This window comes from Variovorax sp. Varisp36 (assembly GCF_047304235.1).
In the GTDB taxonomy this organism is placed as follows: domain Bacteria; phylum Pseudomonadota; class Gammaproteobacteria; order Burkholderiales; family Burkholderiaceae_C; genus Variovorax.
Map to the genome: position 1 here is coordinate 40532 of NZ_JBGLYU010000010.1, position 18805 is coordinate 59336.

17 protein-coding genes are annotated in these 18805 nt (G+C 68.5%); 14 read left to right on the plus strand and 3 right to left on the minus strand.

Features of this window, described 5'->3' with window-relative positions; all coding sequences use genetic code 11:
* The first annotated feature begins 19 nt into the window (after positions 1 to 19).
* Positions 20 to 1534, plus strand: a complete 1515-nt coding sequence (locus ACCD11_RS08710; RefSeq protein ID WP_413313560.1) for a helicase HerA-like domain-containing protein — start codon at positions 20 to 22, stop codon at positions 1532 to 1534.
* Between the two features lie 21 nt (positions 1535 to 1555).
* Here the strand turns inward: ACCD11_RS08710 and ACCD11_RS08715 are convergent, their stop codons facing one another.
* Positions 1556 to 2197: an NrsF family protein gene (locus ACCD11_RS08715; protein ID WP_413313561.1), complete on the minus strand. Its 642-nt coding sequence runs from the start codon at positions 2195 to 2197 to the stop codon at positions 1556 to 1558.
* Positions 2194 to 2784 carry a sigma-70 family RNA polymerase sigma factor gene (locus ACCD11_RS08720; RefSeq protein WP_007837861.1) on the minus strand — a complete coding sequence of 197 codons (591 nt, stop codon included), beginning with the start codon at positions 2782 to 2784 and terminating at the stop codon, positions 2194 to 2196. The genes ACCD11_RS08715 and ACCD11_RS08720 overlap by 4 nt, the downstream gene beginning before the upstream one ends.
* A gap of 112 nt (positions 2785 to 2896) precedes the next feature.
* Here ACCD11_RS08720 and ACCD11_RS08725 point away from each other — a divergent pair, with 112 nt between their 5' ends.
* From ACCD11_RS08725 to ACCD11_RS08785, 13 genes are all read left to right on the plus strand, one after another.
* Positions 2897 to 4207, plus strand: coding sequence for a GTP cyclohydrolase II (locus tag ACCD11_RS08725; RefSeq protein WP_007837869.1), 1311 nt, complete (start codon positions 2897 to 2899; stop codon positions 4205 to 4207).
* Positions 4204 to 5613, plus strand: a complete 1410-nt coding sequence (locus tag ACCD11_RS08730) for a URC4/urg3 family protein (protein ID WP_413313562.1) — start codon at positions 4204 to 4206, stop codon at positions 5611 to 5613. Before ACCD11_RS08725 ends, ACCD11_RS08730 begins: the two co-directional genes overlap by 4 nt.
* Positions 5614 to 5648: 35 nt before the next feature.
* Positions 5649 to 6278, plus strand: a complete 630-nt coding sequence (upp, locus tag ACCD11_RS08735; RefSeq protein WP_007837874.1) for a uracil phosphoribosyltransferase — start codon at positions 5649 to 5651, stop codon at positions 6276 to 6278.
* Positions 6279 to 6429: 151 nt separating this feature from the next.
* Positions 6430 to 7431, plus strand: a complete 1002-nt coding sequence (locus ACCD11_RS08740) for a BMP family protein (protein WP_413313563.1) — start codon at positions 6430 to 6432, stop codon at positions 7429 to 7431.
* 10 nt (positions 7432 to 7441) lie between these two features.
* Complete coding sequence (locus ACCD11_RS08745) at positions 7442 to 10255, plus strand: polysaccharide deacetylase family protein (RefSeq protein WP_413313564.1); 2814 nt, start codon at positions 7442 to 7444, stop codon at positions 10253 to 10255.
* On the plus strand, positions 10252 to 11223 hold the full coding sequence (locus ACCD11_RS08750; RefSeq protein ID WP_413313565.1) for a 5'-methylthioadenosine/S-adenosylhomocysteine nucleosidase: 972 nt from the start codon (positions 10252 to 10254) through the stop codon (positions 11221 to 11223). Before ACCD11_RS08745 ends, ACCD11_RS08750 begins: the two co-directional genes overlap by 4 nt.
* A gap of 46 nt (positions 11224 to 11269) precedes the next feature.
* Positions 11270 to 12877, plus strand: a complete 1608-nt coding sequence (locus ACCD11_RS08755; RefSeq protein ID WP_413313566.1) for an ABC transporter ATP-binding protein — start codon at positions 11270 to 11272, stop codon at positions 12875 to 12877.
* Entirely contained in the window at positions 12877 to 13938 is a 1062-nt protein-coding gene (locus tag ACCD11_RS08760) for an ABC transporter permease (RefSeq protein WP_413313612.1), read from the plus strand. Before ACCD11_RS08755 ends, ACCD11_RS08760 begins: the two co-directional genes overlap by 1 nt.
* A gap of 67 nt (positions 13939 to 14005) precedes the next feature.
* Positions 14006 to 14929 carry an ABC transporter permease gene (locus ACCD11_RS08765; protein WP_007838850.1) on the plus strand — a complete coding sequence of 308 codons (924 nt, stop codon included), beginning with the start codon at positions 14006 to 14008 and terminating at the stop codon, positions 14927 to 14929.
* Entirely contained in the window at positions 14929 to 15381 is a 453-nt protein-coding gene (locus tag ACCD11_RS08770; protein ID WP_007838849.1) for a hypothetical protein, read from the plus strand. The genes ACCD11_RS08765 and ACCD11_RS08770 overlap by 1 nt, the downstream gene beginning before the upstream one ends.
* Positions 15382 to 15467: 86 nt before the next feature.
* Positions 15468 to 15674: a hypothetical protein gene (locus ACCD11_RS08775; RefSeq protein WP_413313567.1), complete on the plus strand. Its 207-nt coding sequence runs from the start codon at positions 15468 to 15470 to the stop codon at positions 15672 to 15674.
* A gap of 55 nt (positions 15675 to 15729) precedes the next feature.
* The gene (locus ACCD11_RS08780; protein ID WP_413313568.1) at positions 15730 to 17016 is read left to right on the plus strand and encodes an amidohydrolase family protein; all 1287 of its coding nucleotides are present in this window, start codon (positions 15730 to 15732) and stop codon (positions 17014 to 17016) included.
* Positions 17017 to 17089: 73 nt separating this feature from the next.
* Positions 17090 to 17974 carry an alpha/beta hydrolase gene (locus ACCD11_RS08785; RefSeq protein WP_413313569.1) on the plus strand — a complete coding sequence of 295 codons (885 nt, stop codon included), beginning with the start codon at positions 17090 to 17092 and terminating at the stop codon, positions 17972 to 17974.
* Here the strand turns inward: ACCD11_RS08785 and ACCD11_RS08790 are convergent.
* Positions 17971 to 18804, minus strand: a complete 834-nt coding sequence (locus ACCD11_RS08790; RefSeq protein WP_413313570.1) for an NAD-dependent protein deacetylase — start codon at positions 18802 to 18804, stop codon at positions 17971 to 17973. The two genes, ACCD11_RS08785 and ACCD11_RS08790, sit on opposite strands and share 4 nt — an antisense overlap.
* Position 18805 lies beyond the last annotated feature (1 nt).

Genomic DNA, 18805 nt, shown 5'->3' on the forward strand with positions numbered 1-18805 from the left:
ATACGACCCGGAGCGCCCCATGGCCGACCCCCTTCTGATCGCACGGCATGAAGCCATCGAGTGCAATCTTCTCCCCAGCCTGGCCAACCGCCACGGCCTGATCACCGGCGCCACCGGCACCGGCAAGACCGTCACCCTGCAGACCATCGCGGAGAAGCTGTCCAGCATCGGCGTGCCGGTGTTCATGGCCGACGTCAAGGGCGACCTGACGGGCGTCAGCCAAAAGGGCACTATCGGCGACAAGCTGGCCGCCACGCTGAAAGAACGCGGCATCGATCTGCCCGAGCCCTCCGCCTGCCCCGTCACGCTGTGGGATGTGTTCGGCGAACAGGGCCATCCGGTGCGCGCCACCATCTCCGACATGGGCCCGCTGCTGCTGGCCCGCATGCTCGACCTGAACGAAACACAGGCCGGCGTGCTGAACCTGGTGTTCAAGATCGCCGACGACAACGGCCTGCTGCTGCTCGACCTGAAAGACCTGCGCGCCATGCTGCAGTACGTGGGCGAGAACGCGAGCCAGTTCACCACTCAGTACGGCAACATCAGCGCCGCCAGCGTGGGTGCCATCCAGCGCGGCCTGCTGCAGATCGAGACCCAGGGCGGCGACAAGTTCTTCGGGGAGCCGATGCTCAACATCGCCGACTTCATGCAGACCGTGGGCGGCAAGGGGGTCATCAACGTCCTCACGGCCGACAAGCTCATGAACTCGCCGCGCCTGTACGCCACCTTCCTGCTGTGGATGCTGTCGGAGCTGTTCGAGCAGCTACCCGAAATCGGCGATCCCGAGCAGCCCAAGCTGGCCTTCTTCTTCGACGAGGCCCACCTGCTGTTCAACGAGGCGCCCAAGGCGCTGGTGGAACGCATCGAGCTGGTGGTGCGCCTGGTGCGCTCCAAGGGCGTGGGCGTGTATTTCGTCACGCAGAACCCGCTGGACATTCCCGATACGGTGCTGGCCCAGTTGGGCAACCGCGTGCAGCACGCGCTGCGCGCTTTCACCCCGCGCGACCAGAAGGCCGTGAAGGCGGCCGCCAGCACCATGCGCCAGAAGCCGGGCCTCGACATCGAAACCGCCATCACCGAACTCGCGGTCGGCGAGGCGCTCGTGAGCTTCCTCGACGAAAAGGGCCGACCGAGCGTGACCGAACGCGTATTCGTGCTGCCGCCGGGCAGCCAGCTCGGCCCGATCACGCCCGACCAGCGCAAGGCGCTGGTCGCGGGCTCGCTGGTCGCGGGCGTCTACGAGAAGACGGTGGACCGCGAATCGGCCTACGAAAAGCTCAAGGGCCGCGCCGAGAGCGCACCCGACGCGCCCGCGGTTGGCGCGGGTGGCAAGCCCGCGGCCGAATCGTCCGGCTCCGGCATGGGCGGCATGCTCAACGACATGCTCTTCGGCACCACCGGACCGCGCGGCGCGAAGCACGACGGGCTGGTGCAGACCATGGCCAAGTCGGCGGTGCGCACGATGGGCACCTCGGTAGGCAAGGAGATCCTGCGCGGGGTGCTGGGCGGGATCTTCGGCAGCAAGAAGCGCTGAGGATGCCCCCTCGGGGGCCGCCTACCAGCGCAGCAGGCGCGGCCCCAGCGCGGCGCCAGCCAGCACCGGCACCGCGATCCCGCTCACGTACCAGACTGCGAGAAACGGCGCGGTGAGTTCCATGCAGTGCAGCGCATAGATCGCGGCACCAACGCCTCCGGCCAGCACCCCGGCCGCGGCCCCCGCCAGCGCCGGCCGCGTGGGCGCCATTCCCTTGAGCGCCACCAGCGTGGCCGCGAACACCGGCAGCGCCATCAGCCCGATGCTCAGCGCGCAGATGCGCCATGACTGCCCCATCAGAGAGGGCATGCGCGCTTCCATCGGCAGGGTGAACCAGGCGACCACCGCCAGCACCCACACCCCGAGCACCGGCAGCGCCGCGCCGACCCAGGCGCGCCGCGGCGCCACACCCGGCCGCGCAAGCCGCTCCACGGCCACGAAGCCGGCCGCTGCGATGCACAGCGGGAACAGCACCTTGACCCAGAACATCGGCCAGAACATGGCCTGCACGATGTCGTACCGCACGCCATACCCGGCGAACAGGATCGCGAACGAGAGCGGCAGGCCCAGCAGCACCGCCAGCCCGATGCGCCGGCCGGCGCGGCGGCGCGGCGCGGCCACCTCGCCATTCGCCAGCATCGCGACGAGATCGTCGGTCTTCATGCCGCACTTCCCCAATTGCTGCCGCACCGCGCCGCCAGCGCCTTGAGTCCGCGGTGGATACCGACCTTCACGGCCGACTCCGACATGCCGGTCAGGCTCGCGGTTTCCGCCACCGACAGGCCTTCGATCTTCACGTGCACGATCGGCAGGCGCTGGCGCTCGGGCAGGGTTTCGAGCAGGCCGCCGAGGTCGCGCTTCGCATCGCTGGCCTCCTCGGCCGATTCGGTGAACACAGCCAGGTCGTCGTCCAGCGGGTCATGCAGGTCTTCGCGAACCGACTTGGCGCGCAGCAGGTCGATCATCTTGTAGCGCGCAATCGCATGCACCCAGGCCGTCAGCGGCTGGTCGCTCTGGTAGGTGTGGCGCTGGTTGTGCATGGCGAGCAGGCATTCCTGGACGAGGTCTTCCACTTCATCGGGCCAGCCAAAGAGGCGCTTGCCCAGAAAGGCGCGCAGGTGCGCGCTGAGTCGCTGCAGGAAGTCGCGGTAGGCCTTCGCGTCGCCGTCGAGGCCGCGAAGGAACAGGCTGCGCAGCGCCGCTTCCGCGTCGCTCGGGTTCACCCTGCTGCTTATTGTGTTTCGTGCCATCGGGCCGGCCGGTTACAGCCGTGTCGAAAAAAGATTCCGGCTGATTGTGCCCAAGCCATCCGCTTGCAAGCGCCACACGCCATCGGTACATTGTGTTTTTTGAGGGCCTCCAATGTCTGCAGACAGTACAACGATCCCTTCCGTCCCCGGCGGCGTCACGCCCCTCCCCCCGCTCCATCCCTCGACGTCGACCGGCCACATCCGGCTTACCTCGCACGCGGGCGGCTTCGGCGCCCTGCCCATCCAGTGGGGCGCGGCCACGGCCACCGAACGAGGGCCGGTCGTCGGCACCACCACCAAGCGCGCGCACCGCAACGTCATCGGCACGCACAGCGGTTCATACAGCGTGTACCGCGCGTTGGCGGTGGCGGCAGGGGCGCTCAAGCGCGAGCACAAAGCCGACCTGACCAACACCGCGCCGACCGACGTGATCGGCCCGTATCCGCAGTGGAGCGATCCGGGCCGCATCGTGTCGCTCGACCCGTGGGGCGCACTGGTGGCCGATGTGTTTTCTGCAGAACTCGCGGCGGGCTACGACATCCGCCCGACCATCGCGATCACGAAGGCCCACGTGATCCTGCCCGAGGTGATCGAGGCGCTGCAGAGCGGCCGCCTCAAGGCCGATGGCAAGTTCCTCACCGCCGGTGGCGCCGCGATGGTCACCAAGGCCGCCATCGAACCCGTGTGGTACCTGCCCGAGGTGGCGCGGCGCTTCGGCTGCTCCGAGACCGACCTGCGCCGCACGCTGTTCGAAGAGACTGGCGGCATGTACCCCGAGCTGGTCACGCGCTCCGACCTCGAAGTGTTCCTGCCGCCCATCGGTGGGCAGACGCTCTACATCTTCGGCAATCCGCGCGACCTGGCCAATCCCGACGTTGAGCTCACCGCGCGCATCCATGACGAGTGCAACGGCTCCGACGTGTTCGGCTCCGACATCTGCACCTGCCGGCCCTACCTCACGCACGCCATCGAGGAGTGCATCCAGGGTGCGCAGCGCGGTGGTGTCGGCCTGATCGCCTACTCGCGCAAGGAAGGCCGCGCGCTCGGCGAGGTCACCAAGTTCCTGGTCTACAACGCGCGCAAGCGTCAGGTCGGCGGCGACACGGCCGACCAGTACTTCGCGCGCACCGAGTGCGTGGCCGGGGTGCAGGACATGCGCTTCCAGGAGCTGATGCCCGACGTCTTCCACTGGCTCGGCATCAAGAAGATCCATCGGCTCGTGTCGATGAGCAACATGAAGTTCGACGCGATCACCGGCTCGGGCATCGAGATCGGCGAGCGGGTGAACATTCCCGACGAGCTGATTCCAGCGGACGCCCGCGTCGAGATGGACGCGAAGATGGCCGCCGGCTATTTCACGCCCGGCCCGGTGCCGGACGCCGACGAACTCAAGAAGGCCAAAGGCCGGGGACTCGCCGAATGAGCAACAGTCACGACCAATTCGACAACATGCCGGTCGACGGATCGGGCAGCTTGCCGCCGGGCGGCGCGGGCGAGATCGACCCGTCCATCGAATTCACGGCCGACACCGCGCACCCTGCCGGCGCTGCCAGCCTGCTGCGCACCACAGCCGCCATCCGGCAGCGCGCGGGCGCCCTGCTGGCGCGCGCGCGCCGGGGCGAATCGCAGTGGTTCCGCATCGGCGGCGACGACACGCTCGAAGACGCCGCACGCACCGTCGCGGAGGTCACGCGCGAGCGTTATCCGTGGGACACCATCCCATACCACAGCCGCTGGCGCCATTTCGAGGCGGGGGGCGCCGACCGGCTGAAGCAGCTGGACGAGTTGCTCGCTCCGCGCATCGATGCACGGCAGCGCGCCCGCGCGCACATCGACCTCGTGCTGGTGAGCGTGCTGCTCGACGCCGGCGCAGGCCCCGACTGGGGCTACACAGAGCCGGCCACGGGCGCGCGCTTCACGCGTTCCGAAGGGCTGGGCGTGGCGAGCTTCCACGCCTTCACCAGCGGACTTTTCTCGTCGAACCCCGACCATCCCTGCCAGGCCGATGCGGCCGGCCTGCGCGGCCTCGTCACCGACCGGCTCGGCGACGCGTTCCAGGTCAGCGAAGTCAATCCGCTGGTGGGCCTCGCGGGCCGCGCGGTGCTGCTGCGCCGGCTTGGCGAAGCGATGAGCGAGCAGCCCGAGACCTTCGGCGAGGACGGCCGCCCCGCCGGCATGTTCGACGCCCTCGTGGCGCCCTTCGGCGCCGCCACGCCGCCCACCGCCGAGATCACCGCGCACCAGATTCTTTCGCTGCTGCTGGAGACGCTCTCGCGCATCTGGCCGGCGGCCAACGCGGTCGACAGCATTGCCGCCGACGGCAGCGACAGTGCAGGCGGCATCGGCTCGGGCGACCCGGCGCTGGCGCTGGGCGACTGCTGGCGGCACAGCGCGGTGCGCGGACCCGGCCTCACCAATGGCTGGATGCCCTTCCACAAGCTTTCGCAGTGGCTCACGTACTCGCTGCTCGAGCCCTTCGAGTGGGCCGGAGTGAAGGTGCGGCACCTCGACGCGCTCACGGCCCTGCCCGAGTACCGCAACGGCGGCCTGCTGATCGACAGCGGCGTGATCGTGCCGAAGGACCCCGCCTTCCTCGAGCGCCGCTGGAAGGTGGGCGACGAGTTCATCGTCGAATGGCGCGCTCTCACGGTGGCGCTGCTCGACGAGGTGGCACCGCGCGTGCGCAAGGTGCTCGACCGCACCGAGGAAGAATTGCCGCTGGCCTGCGTTCTGGAAGGCGGCACCTGGGCGGCGGGCCGGGCTCTGGCACAGCGCTTGCGTGACGGTGCTCCGCCTCTGCTGATCGAGAGCGACGGCACTGTCTTCTAGACTCCCGGTTTTCAGCAACGATAGAAAAAATTCCAATGAGCAACGTCCACCTCGTCAACCACCCCCTCGTCCAGCACAAGCTCACCCTGATGCGCCGCAAGGACGCGTCCACCAACAGCTTCCGCCGGCTCCTCAATGAAATCAGCATGCTCATGGCCTACGAGGTCACGCGCGACATGCCGATGCAGGACATCGAGGTCGAGACCCCGCTCGAGACCATGCAGGCCAAGGTCATCGACGGCAAGAAGCTGGTGCTGGTGTCGATCCTGCGTGCCGGCACCGGCATCCTGGACGGCATGCTGACCGTGGTGCCGGGCGCGCGCGTCGGCCACATCGGCCTGTATCGCGACCCCAAGACGCTGACGGCCGTGGAGTACTACTTCAAGATGCCGGGCGAGATGGAGAACCGCGACGTGATCGTGGTCGACCCGATGCTGGCCACCGGCAACTCGGCCGTGGCCGCAGTCGAGCGCCTGAAAGAGCTGAACCCCAAGTCGATCAAGTTCGTCTGCCTGTTGACCTGCCCCGAAGGCGTCGCAACCATGCAGAAGGCCCATCCGGACGTGCCGATCTACACGGCCGCGATCGACCGCGAGCTGAACAGCCACGGCTACATCCTGCCCGGCCTCGGCGACGCGGGCGACCGGATCTTCGGCACGAAGTAAGGCTCGCCCCCAGGCTGCGCGCACTTCGTGTCGCTTCGCCTTCCCCCTACCGGGGGCAACACCAGCGGCCCGGCAAAGCCGGTTCTGCGGTGTGCCCCGAACAGATGCGCCATCGAGGCCACGTTTTTTTCATAGACCGAGGAGAAGCACCGTGACAGCACGCCGTCAGTTGATCATTCGTTCCGTCGCCATCGCCGCAGCGCTTGCGGCGGGCGCGCCCGGCCTGGCGTTCGCACAGGCCAAGCTCAAGGTGGCGGCGGTGTACACCGTGCCGTTCGAGCAGCAATGGGTGGGCCGCATCCACAAGGCGCTGAAGGCGGCCGAGGCGCGCGGCGAGATCGAATACAAGGCCACCGAGAACGTCAGCAACGCCGACTACGAACGCGTGATGCGCGAGTACGCCACCGGCGGCAACCAGCTGATCCTGGGCGAGGTGTTCGGCGTGGAGGCGGCTGCGCGCAAGGTGGCCAAGGACTTTCCCAAGGTGGCCTTCCTGATGGGCTCGTCGCTCAAGCCGCAGGCACCCAACTTCAGCGTGTTCGACAACTACATCCAGGAGCCGGCCTACCTGAGCGGCATGGTCGCGGGCGGCATGACGAAGAGCAACCGCATCGGCATGGTCGGCGGCTTTCCGATTCCCGAGGTCAACCGCCTGATGAACGCCTTCATGGCAGGCGCCAGGGAAACGAACCCGAAGGTGGAGTTCAGCGTGAGCTTCATCAACAGCTGGTTCGACCCGCCGAAGGCCAAGGAAGCAGCCTTCGCCATGATCGACAAGGGCGCGGACGTGATGTACGCCGAGCGCTTCGGCGTTTCGGACGCGGCCAAGGAAAAGGGCAAGCTCGCCATCGGCAACGTGATCGACACGCAAGGCCAGTACCCCGACACGGTGGTCGCCTCCGCCCTGTGGAACTTCGAGCCCGCTGCCGACCGCGCGATCAAGCTCGTGAAGGAAGGCAAGTTCGCTGCCGAAGACTACGGCGTGTACGCACAGATGAAGCACAAGGGCTCCGAGCTCGCGCCGCTGGGCACCTTCGAGAAGAAGGTGCCGGCAGACATCGTCGCCAAGGTGAAGGCCAGGCAGGCCGACATCCTGTCGGGCAAGTTCACGGTGAAGGTGGACGACAGCCAGCCCAAGTCCACCGCAAAGTAGGCATCGTCGAATGCAAATGAATCGTGTGCGGTGGCAGACCGCAAGCCAGGCCGTGGCTGTCGTGGCCTTGGCGCTCGGCCTCGCCGCGTGCCAGCGTGAGCAACCCGTGGCTGCGGCGGCGCCCGCCGCGGCGGCCACGCCTCCTGCGATGGCCGCATCGGCGGCAGCACCCCCAGTGGCCGCGTCGCCGGTCGGCATCCCGCCCCAGCTGCAGGAGCGTGCCGATGCCCTGCTCGCCGCCCACCGGCAGATGATCGTGCTGATGACCGGCGAGCGCACGCTCGACGCGGCCGAGAAGCGCGCGGTCGGCGCGGTTGGGCAACTGCTGTTCCATGACATGCAGGAGCGCCAGCGTGCACTGGTCGCCCAGGCCGGCGAGGAATCCGATCCGGCCACGGTGCCCGCATTGAACGCGCTGCTGGACCGCATCGAAAGCGAGCCGAGCTGGTTCGATGCCGACCGCCTCGCGTTCAAGGAATTCCTCGGTGAGCTGAGCACGCGCTACGGCCAGGCGCAGTCGCTGTCCGGCCTCAAGCTCGGCCGCCGCGCGAGCGAAGACCTGGTCGTGCTCGCCGAGATCGAGCAGGCCTACGACCGTGAACTGAAGGACGTGTTCGGCCGCTTCGCGCAGCGCGGCATTGAGCCCAAGCGGGAAAAATGGGCCGACTACGTGGCCAAGCTCCAGGGCATCTATTCGCGCGAGAAGATCCTCAAGGACTTCGGCGCCATCGTCCCCTACACCCAGCCCGCGGGTGGTGCCAAGGAAAGCGCCGCTGATTCGCGCGAGATCTTCGGCACCTCGCTGCCCCCGAAGACCGTGGTGCTGACCTTCGACGACGGCCCGCACGCCAAGCACACGGACGAGATCCTCGAGATCCTCAAGCGCTACGACGCGCCGGCTATCTTCTTCGAGCTCGGCCAGAACCTCGGCAAGCTCGATGCCCAGGGCAAGGCCCAGCTCGGCGCCAACGGCGCTGTGGCCAAGCGCGTGCTGGCCGCGGGGCATGTGCTGGCGAACCACAGCTTCAGCCACGGCATGATGGCGAAGATGAGCGACGACGCGGTGCGCACCGAGGCCACCGAAACCGAGGCCTTGCTCGACGTCACCGGCCGCCCGCAATCCACGCTGTTCCGCTTTCCCTACGGCGCGCGCAACGAAGACAAGCTCAGCACGGTCGAGGCGCTCAAGCTGCGCTCGATGATGTGGACCGTCGACTCCATGGACTGGGCCGACCCGGTGCCCAAGTCGATCGCCGACCGCGTGCTGGCCGAGGTCGACAAGGCCAAGCACGGCGTGATCCTGTTCCACGACATCCAGGGCCGCACCGTGCAGGCGCTGCCGACGGTGCTCGACCAGCTGGTGGCCGACGGCTACCGCTTCGCCACCTGGCGCGACGGCAAGTTCGTCGTCAATGCGCCCAAGCGCGCGGCACCGGACGACGGCATTGCCGCCGCCGCTGCCGGCGACACGCTCTACCGCGAAAGCTACGCGCTGGTGATCGGCATCGACAAGTACGCCAGGTGGCCCGGTCTGCATCACGCGGTGCTCGACGGCAAGGCCATGGAACAGGCGCTGGTCACGCGCTTCGGCTTCAAGCCCGAGAACGTCACGGCGCTGTACGACGGCGACGCCACGCGCGCCAACATCCTGCGCACGCTCAACGACAAGCTGACCGACAGCAAGCGCGTGAAACGCGACGACCGCGTGCTGGTGTTCTTCGCCGGCCATGGCAGCACCCGCAAGCTCGCGAGCGGGCGCGACGTCGGCTACATCATCCCGGTCGATGCGTCGCTCGACGACCTGGCGGCCGACGCCATCTCCATGCCGCAGCTGCAGGAAGTGGCCGAGGCGCTGTCGGCCAAGCACGTGTTGTTCATGGTGGACGCCTGCTACTCGGGCCTGGGCCTCACGCGGGGCGGCGGGCCGCGCGGCAGCAAGAACTTCCTGAGCGACAACGCGCGCCGCATCGGCCGCCAGATGATCACCGCCGGCGGCGCCGACCAGCAGGTGGCAGACGACGGCCCCGGCGGCCATTCGGTCTTCACCTGGACGGTGCTGCAGGCGCTGTCGGGCAAGGCCGACCTCAATGGCGACGGCGTCATCACCAGCACCGAGCTCGCAGCCTACGTGGCGCCTGCCGTCTCGGCCATCGCGCGGCAGACGCCTGCCTTCGGCAGCCTGCCGGGCTCGGAGGGCGGCGAGTTCGTGTTCGCACTGCCGACCGAGCGCGAAGGCCTCAGCGGCGACGTCGTGCAGCTCGATGCCTCGGCCAGCCAGGTCAACAAGCGCATCGACGAGGCCAACGAGCAGGCCGTGCATGCCGCCGCGGCGACGCCCAAGGCCGCCGCCGCCATCGAGGTGGTGGTGAAGAACCTGGACGGCGCCGAGGCCAGGCTGACGATGCCGGCCGCCGCGCCGCTGCCGCCGCGCGTGGCGGCCCAGCGCGCCAACGACCGCGGGCTGCAGCTGTACCGCGAGCGCCGCTACGAGGAGGCCGAAGCCGCCTTCACCGAGGCGCTCAAGCAGCAGCCGCGCTTCGCGCTGGCGGCCAACAACCTCGGCTTCCTGTACTTCAAGCGCGGCAAGCCGGTCGAGGCTGCGCGCTGGTTCGAGCAGGCCATCGACATGGACGGCAGCCGTGCCCTCGCCTACCTGAACCTCGGCGATGCGCAGCTGCAGGCCGGCAACGACGCCAAGGCGCTCGCCGCCTACACCACCTTCGTCGGCCTGGCGCCAAAGCACCCGCGTGCTCCCGCGCTGCAGGCCTGGATCGCCACGCCCGATGCCGCGCATCGCCCTGCACTACCACCCACCAACTCATGACGACCCACCACACTTCATTGCTGCAACGCCTGCGGGGTCCGGTGCTTGCCGCCACGCTCGGCCTCGTGCTCTCGGGTTGCGTCGGCGTCTACAGGTCGCCCGCTGTCGTCAGCACCGACAGCAGCACGCGCCTGGACAGCACGCCGCGCATCGCGGTGCTCTCGGCCTTCGAACCCGAGCTCAAGCTGCTGCTGACGCGCCTGCAAGGCCCGGTGAAGTACAGCGTGAACGGCGTGGAATTCACCACCGGCACGCTCGAAGGCAAGCCCGTGGTGCTGTTCCTGTCGGGCATCAGCATGACGAACGCGACGATGAACACGCAGCTCGTGCTCGACCGATTCCGTGTCACGAACATCGTGTTCAGCGGCATCGCGGGCGGCGTGAATCCGTCGTTGCACGTCGGCGACGTCACGGTGCCGGCCCAGTGGGGCCAGTACCTCGAGGTGCTGATGGCGCGCGAAACCGCACCCGGCAAGTACACGGCGCCGCCCTTCATCACCGACGCCACGCGGCCGAACTTCGGCATGATGTTCCCGCGCCCGGTCGAGGTGCGATCGGCGGCGCGCCCCGAGATCCAGCGCAAGTTCTGGTTCGAGGCCGACCCGAAGATGCTCGACGTGGCGCGTGGCATCCGCAGCGTAGACCTTGCCAACTGCAGCGCCGGCAAGTGCCTGCCGCGCAAGCCGCAGCTGGTGGTCGGCGGCAACGGCGTCTCGGGCCAGGCCTTCATGGACAACAAGGCCTACCGCGAATACACCTACAAGACCTTCCAGGCCAACGTGCTCGACATGGAAACTGCGGCCGTGGGCATGGTCGCCTATGCCAATGGCGTGCCCTACATCGCCTTCCGCTCGCTCAGCGACCTCGCGGGCGGCGGCGACGGCGAGAACGAGATGGGCACCTTCATGGGCATTGCGGCGGACAACTCCGCAAAGGTCATGCTCGCGTTCCTCGCTGCGTGGAAGTGATCCCGCGTCCTCTCCCTCCCTTCCCGGGGGAAAGAGCAAGGCCTTCATGAACACCACGACCGTTCTCCGCCTCGAAGGCATCACCAAGCGCTTCGGCTCCCTCGTCGCCAACGACGCCATCTCCCTCGACCTGCAGGCCGGCGAGGTGCTCGCGCTGCTTGGGGAGAACGGCGCCGGCAAATCGACGCTGATGTCCATCCTGTTCGGCCACTACGTCGCCGACGAAGGCAGCATCGAAGTCTTCGGTGCACCGCTGCCGCCGGGCAACCCGAAGGCCGCGCTCGCCGCCGGCGTGGGCATGGTGCACCAGCATTTCACGCTGGCCGACAACCTCAGCGTGCTCGACAACGTGATGATGGGCACCGAGCCGCTGTGGCTCCCCGTGTCGCGCCGCGCCGCCGCACGCACCAGGCTGCTCGAGGTGGCCCGGCGCTTCGGCCTGCCGGTGCAGCCTGATGTGCAGATCGGCAGCCTCTCGGTCGGCGAGCGCCAGCGCGTGGAAATCCTCAAGGCGCTGTACCGCGGCGCGCGCATCCTGATCCTCGACGAGCCGACCGCCGTGCTCACGCCGCAGGAAAGCGAGGCGTTGTTCGCCACGCTCGCGCAGATGGTGGCGCAGGGCTTGTCGGTCATCTTCATCAGCCACAAGCTCGGCGAGGTGCTGCGCGTGTCGCACCGCGTGGCCGTGCTGCGCGGCGGCAAGCTGGTAGCCGAGGCGCGCACCGCCGACACCACGCAGGCGCAGCTCGCGCTGTGGATGGTCGGGCATGCGGTCGAGGCGCCGCAGCGGCGGCCGGCCAGATCAGTGGGCGATGCGGTCTGTGTGCTCGATCACGTGAGCACCGTATCGGACAAGGACGGCGGGCAGGACCATTCGGCCGGCCTTCGCGAGGTATCGCTGACGCTGCGCGCGGGCGAGATCACCGCCATTGCGGGGGTCTCCGGCAACGGCCAGGTCGCGCTCGCCGAGTTGCTGAGCGGCACGCGCCGCGCCATCTCTGGCACCGCCCAATTCATGGGCCGCGCATTGCCGCCCTCGCCGGCCCGGCTGGTGCAGCGCGGCGTCGCGCGCATTCCGGAAGACCGGCATGCCGTCGGCGTGGTCGGTGATCTGCCGGTGTGGGAGAACGCGGTGTCGGAACGGCTGCGCAGCCCGGTGTTCTCGCACTGGTCGTGGCTCGTGAAACGCACCGCCACCCGGCTGCATGCGCGGCGCATCGAGAAGGCATTCGACGTGCGCGGCGCCGGCCTGATGGCCCCGGCCCGTTCTCTCTCCGGCGGGAACATGCAGAAACTGATCCTGGGGCGTGCACTGCTCGCGCCTGAGCAGCCCGAAGCGGCCAAAGGCGACGACAACAGGAAGCACCCGAACCGCGCGCCGCGCCTGATCGTCGCGCACCAGCCGACCTGGGGCCTCGACATCGGCGCGGTGGCCTATGTGCAGCAGCAACTGATTGCAGCACGCGACGCAGGCGCGGCCGTGCTGCTGATCTCCGATGACCTCGACGAAGTGCTCGCGCTCGGCGACCGCGTGGCCGTGATGCATGGCGGCCGCCTGGGCGAAGCCCGCCCGGCCACCGCGTGGACGCGTGAAGCCATCGGGCTGGCCATGGCCGGCGCGACGGCGCCTCGATCCAAAGGAGCCGCAACATGATGCGGCTCGAACGACGCCACGAGACCTCGCGCGCCGCATTGGTGCTTGCCCCCATCGGCGCGGTCGTCTTCACCATGGCGGTCAGTGCGCTGCTGGTGCTGTGGGCCGGCGCTCCGGTCGGTCGCACCTATGCGCTGCTTCTGCAGGGCGGCTTCGGCTCGGTGTTCGCGTGGAGCGAAACGCTGACGCGCGCGATCCCGCTGATCCTCACCGGGCTGGCGGCCACGGTCGCATTCAAGGCGCGGCTGTTCAACATCGGCGCCGAGGGCCAGCTTTACGCTGGCGCGCTGGCCGCCGTGGCGGTGGGCGGTATGCATGGCGGCACCGGTTTCGAGCTGTCGCCTTGGCTGCTGTTTCCGCTGATGATGCTGGCTGCCGCCATCGCGGGCGCACTGATGCTGCTGGGCCCGGCGCTCATGAAGAACCGGCTGGGCGTGGACGAGGTCGTCACCACGTTGCTGATCAACTTCATCGTTCTGCTCGGCGTCTCGGCGCTGCTCGACGGGCCGATGAAAGACCCGAGCGCCATGGGCTGGCCGCAGAGCGTGTCGCTGCAGTCCGACCTCGAACTGGGCAAGCTCATCGCGCAGACGCGCGTGCACACTGGACTGCTGTGGGCCGTGTCGCTCGCCGTGACGGTGTGGGCTGTCTTCAAGTACACGGTGCTGGGTTTCGACATTCGCGCCGTGGGCGCGAATGCGCGCGCCGCGGCCTTCGCCGGCGTGCCGGTGACGCGCACCGTGGTGATGGTGGCGCTGCTCTCGGGCGCGCTGGCCGGGCTGGCGGGCGCGATCGAGGTGGCGGGCCGCACGAGCTACGTCACGCTCGACATGTCGCCGGGCTACGGCTACACGGGCATCGTGATCGCGATGCTGGCGGGGCTGCATCCGCTGGGCGTGATCGCGGCCGGCGTGTTCGTGGCGGGCGTGCTGGTCGGCGCCGACACCATGAGCCGCGCGGTCGGCGTGCCGACCTACATTGCGGACGTGATCGTCGCCGCCTCGCTGATCGCGGTGCTCGTGGCAACGCTGCTGACGCAATACCGGGTGCGATTCAAATGACAGCATGTCCCTTCCCGATCTTGCCCCCACCCCAGTCCTCCCCCGGAAGGGGAGCGAGGAATACAGCATGACCGACCTGCTCGACATCCTCGCCAACCCGGCTTTCTGGGTCGCGGTGCTGCGCATCGCCACGCCGCTGATTCTGGGCACGCTCGGCGTGCTGCTGTGCGAGCGCGCGGGCGTGCTCAACCTCGGCATCGAAGGAATCATGGTCGCGGGCGCTTTCACCGGCTGGCTCGCGGTGTATGCAGGCGCGCCGCTGTGGGTCGGCGTGGGCGTGGCCGCGCTGACGGGCCTGGTGTTCGGGCTGCTGCACGCCTTTCTTACCGTAGGCCTGGCGCTCTCGCAGCATGTCTCGGGGCTGGGCATCACGCTGCTGGCGACCGCGCTCAGCTACTTCGGCTACCGCGTGAGTTTTCCAAAGGTGAACACACCGCCGACCATCACGCCCTTTGCGCCGATGGACTGGCTGCCCATTCCGATCCTCAATGCCCAGACCGCGCTCACGCTGTTCGCGCTGCTGCTGGTGCCCATCATCGGCTGGGTGCTGTACCGCACGCCGCTCGGCCTCGCGCTGCGCATGGTCGGCGAGAACCCGCAGGCGGCCGAGAGCCAGGGCGTGTCGGTTGCGGCCACGCGCACGGGCGCCATCGTCGCGGGCTCGGCGCTGATGGGCGTGGCCGGCTCGTTCCTCACGCTGTCTGCCTTCAATGCCTTCTTCTTCAACATGGTGAACGGCCGCGGCTGGATCTGCGTGGCGCTGGTGGTGTTCGCCTCGTGGCGTCCGGGCAAGGCGCTGGTCGGCGCGCTGCTGTTCGCCTTCTTCGACGCGCTGCAGCTGCGGCTGCAACAATCGGGCGATGCCATGCTGCCCTACCAGCTGTACCTGATGCTGCCGTACCTGCTGTCGATCCTGGCGCTGGTGCTGGTGGCGCGCAAGGCCAGCTATCCGCAGGCGCTGATGAAGCCCTATCGCAAAGGGGAACGCTGATGGTGAAAACAACCGCTGCAACGCTGCTTGGCGCGCTGTTGACGTTTGCCGGCACAGGCGCGAACGCACTGGGCAGCGACTACAGCTACGACACCTTCAAGACGCCCGATTCGGTCAGCTGGGTACAGCTGTGCGGCACCTGGGGCAAGACCCATCAGGGCACGTACCGCGTCATCCATGCCGACCAGTACGCGCAGTCCTTCCTCTATGTGCAGTGGATGGCGCGCGATGCCAATGGCGGCCTGCATGCCGAACACACGGTAGCGATTGCCGAACTCGACAACGACCATGCCGAGATCGCGCTCACCGACCTCACCTGCCGCGCCACGCCGCGCGGCATCGTGGTGACGGCGAAGGCGACGTCCGGGCATGACGACAAGCTGCGCCGCGTGACCATCGAGGTCGGGCCGGCGGCGGGACAGTACCGCTATCGGGGACAGCGCATGCGCTGACTTCCCGGCTCGCCAGTTAGCACGATTCGCCGCGCTGCGCGAAATAGCGCGCCGGCGAATCCCCGAAGCTGCGCTTGCACATCGCGATGAAGTTGCTCGGCGTGGCATACGCCGAGCACATCGGCAATATGACGGCATCGACCTTCTTCATCTCTATCGTGCTCCAGCAGATGGTGGGCTACGGTCCACGCCAGCTGCAGGGCTGCCGGGCGGCATTTCTGGCCACTGCCGCGCTCGGCGCGCTCGCTGCGTTGACATCGCTGACACTGCGACGCAATGCCGAAGGAAAATAGCGGCAATCCGATATCCATCGGGCCTTCGTCGCCCGGCTGCCAGAGACCCACCACGATGCTCGACCTCCTCATCACCAACGCCACGCTCCCCGACGGCCGCACCGGCATGTCGATCGCCGTGCAGGGCGGGCGCATCGCCGAAGTCACCGCAGGCCTCGATGCACCGGCGCACGAGAAGCTCGATGCGCAGGGCCTGCTGCTCGCGCCCCATTTCGTCGACCCGCATTTCCACATGGACGCCACGCTGAGCTACGGCCTGCCGCGCGTCAACGAAAGCGGCACGCTGCTCGAAGGCATCGCACTGTGGGGCGAGCTGAAGCCGCTGCTCACGGCCGACGCGCTCATCGAGCGCGCCCTGGCCTATTGCGACTGGGCCGTGGCCAAGGGGCTGCTGGCCGTTCGCTCTCACGTCGACACCAGCGACCCGAGCCTGCTCGCGGTCGATGCGCTGCTCGAAGTCAAGCGCAAGGTCGCGCCCTACCTCGACCTGCAGCTGGTCGCCTTCCCGCAGGACGGAGTGCTGCGCTCGCGCAGCGGCGTCGAGAACCTGGAGCGCGCGCTCGACAAGGGCGTGGACGTGGTCGGCGGCATTCCGCATTTCGAGCGCACCATGGCCGATGGCGCGGCCAGCGTGAAGCTTCTGTGCGAGATCGCCGCCCAACGCGGCAAGCTGGTCGACATGCATTGCGACGAGTCGGACGACCCGCTCTCGCGCCACATCGAGACGCTGGCCTTCGAGGCGCAGCGCCTCGGCATGCAGGGCCGCGTGACGGGCTCGCACTGCACCTCCATGCACTCGATGGACAACTACTACGTGAGCAAGCTGCTGCCGCTGATCGCGCAGAGCGGCGTGGCCGTCGTCGCCAATCCGCTCATCAACATCACGCTGCAGGGCCGCCACGACACCTACCCCAAGCGCCGCGGCATGACGCGCGTGCCCGAGCTGATGGCCGCCGGCGTCAACGTCGCCTTCGGCCACGACTGCGTGATGGACCCGTGGTACGGCATGGGCTCGGGCGACATGCTCGAAGTGGCGCACATGGGCTTGCACGTGGCGCAGATGACGAGCCAGGCCGGCATCCGCCAGTGCTTCGAGGCGGTAACGACCAATGCGGCGCGCGTGATGCACCTGCAGGGCTACGGCATCGAGGCGGGTTGCGATGCGAGCTTCGTGCTTCTGCAGGCGCGCGATGCGGTCGAGGCGATCCGGCTGCGCGCCGCGCGGCTCAAGGTGTTCCGCAAGGGCCGTCTGCTGGCCGAAACGCCTGCTGCCACGGCCAGCCTGCACCTCGCGGGCCGGGATGCATCGACGAGCTGGATGGCGCCGAAGCACGCCGGTTGAGTGCAACGGTCAGCCCGGCGACAGGGCTGCAGCGCGAAAATCCGGCCTTCATCGGTTCACCGGAAGCCCTCTCATGAAACGTCTTGCAGGGATCTGCGCGGCCTGGCTGCTGGCGCTGACGTTCTCGCCGGCCATCGCGCAGCAGCCCGGCGCCGAAACGGCCGCACCGCCCGCCAGCGTGCGCTTGCTGGCCAACCAGCCCTACGGCCCCGATCCGCGCCAGCGCATGGATGTCTACCTGCCGCCGAACGTGCAGCGAGGTACACCGGTGCTCGTGATGGTCCACGGCGGGGCCTGGATGTTCGGCGACAAGGCGGCCGCGTCGGTGGTGAACCAGAAGATCGAACACTGGGTGCGCGGACAAGGCTTCATCCTCGTTTCGGTGAGCTACCGCTTCGTGCCGCAGGTCGACGTGATGCAGCAGGCGCAGGACGTGGCACGTGCCGTCGCCACCGCGCAGGCGAACGCGCCGTCGTGGGGCGGCGATGCCGGCCGCTTCGTGCTCATGGGCCATTCGGCCGGCGCGCACCTTGTCGCATTGCTCAGCGCATCGCCTTCCATCGCCCGGCAACAAGGTGCCCGCCCCTGGCTCGGCGCCGTGGCACTCGACAGCGCCGCGCTGGACACGGTCCAACTAATGCAGCGCCGCCACATGCCCTTCTACGATCGCGTGTTCGGCAACGATCCCGCCTTCTGGCGCACGGTGTCGCCCACCGATGCCCTTGCGCCCGGCGCGCCGCCGATGCTGCTGGTGTGCTCCACCCAGCGCCGCGACGGCTCATGCACGCAGGCCCGGCAGTTCGCGGCGCGCATCGCCGCAACCGGTGGCCGTGCGGAAGTGGCCCCGGAAGATCTTTCGCATGCACAGATCAATTCCGAACTGGGGCTGCCCGGCGCCTACACCGCGGCGGTGGATGCTTTCGTCCGCTCCCTGATCGGCACGTCCAGCCGGAGCTAGGCAAGCTGCTGCGCCAGCGCCGTCAGCGCCTCGCCGACGGGGCGCTCGACCTTCAGCGAAAGCAGCGCATCGGCTCGCGTGCGCCCCAGGTTCACCGCCGCCACCGGCTTGCCCGCCGCGGCCGCCGCCTGCACGAAGCGGAAGCCCGAATAGACCATCAGCGACGAACCGGCCACGAGCACCGCATCAGCCTCTTCCAGCGCGGCGAAGGCGGCGGTGACGCGCTCCTTGGGCACGCTCTCGCCGAAGAACACCACGTCGGGCTTGAGCAGGCCGCCGCAGTGCGAGCAGGCGGGTACGTCGAAGTTGGAGAAATCGCGGCCTTCGAGGTCGGCGTCGCCGTCCGGCGCGGCGCGGGCCTCCAGCTCGGCCCAGCGGGGGTTACGCTGTCGCAGTTCGAGCTGCAATCCGGAGCGCGGCGTGCGCCGCTCGCAGCCCATGCAGCGCACGGTGTCGATGCGCCCGTGCAGGTCGATGGCGCCCCGGCTGCCCGCGGCTTCATGCAGGCCATCGACGTTCTGCGTGAGCAGCAGGCCGACGCGGCCTGCGTCGCCCAGCTTCGCCAATGCGCGGTGCGCTGCGCCGGGCCGCGCTCCCGCCATGGTCGGCCAGCCGATCAGGCTGCGCGCCCAGTAGCGCTTTCGCGTGGATTCCTCGCCCATGAAAGCCTGGTAGGTGACGGGTGACGGGCGCTTCCATTCGCCATCCACGTCGCGGTAGTCGGGAATGCCCGAATCGGTGCTGCAGCCCGCGCCGGTGAGCACGAAGAGCTTGCGGTGGCGCGTGGCGAAGTCGGTGAGCGCATTGTGCGCGGCTGGGGTGGCGGGCATC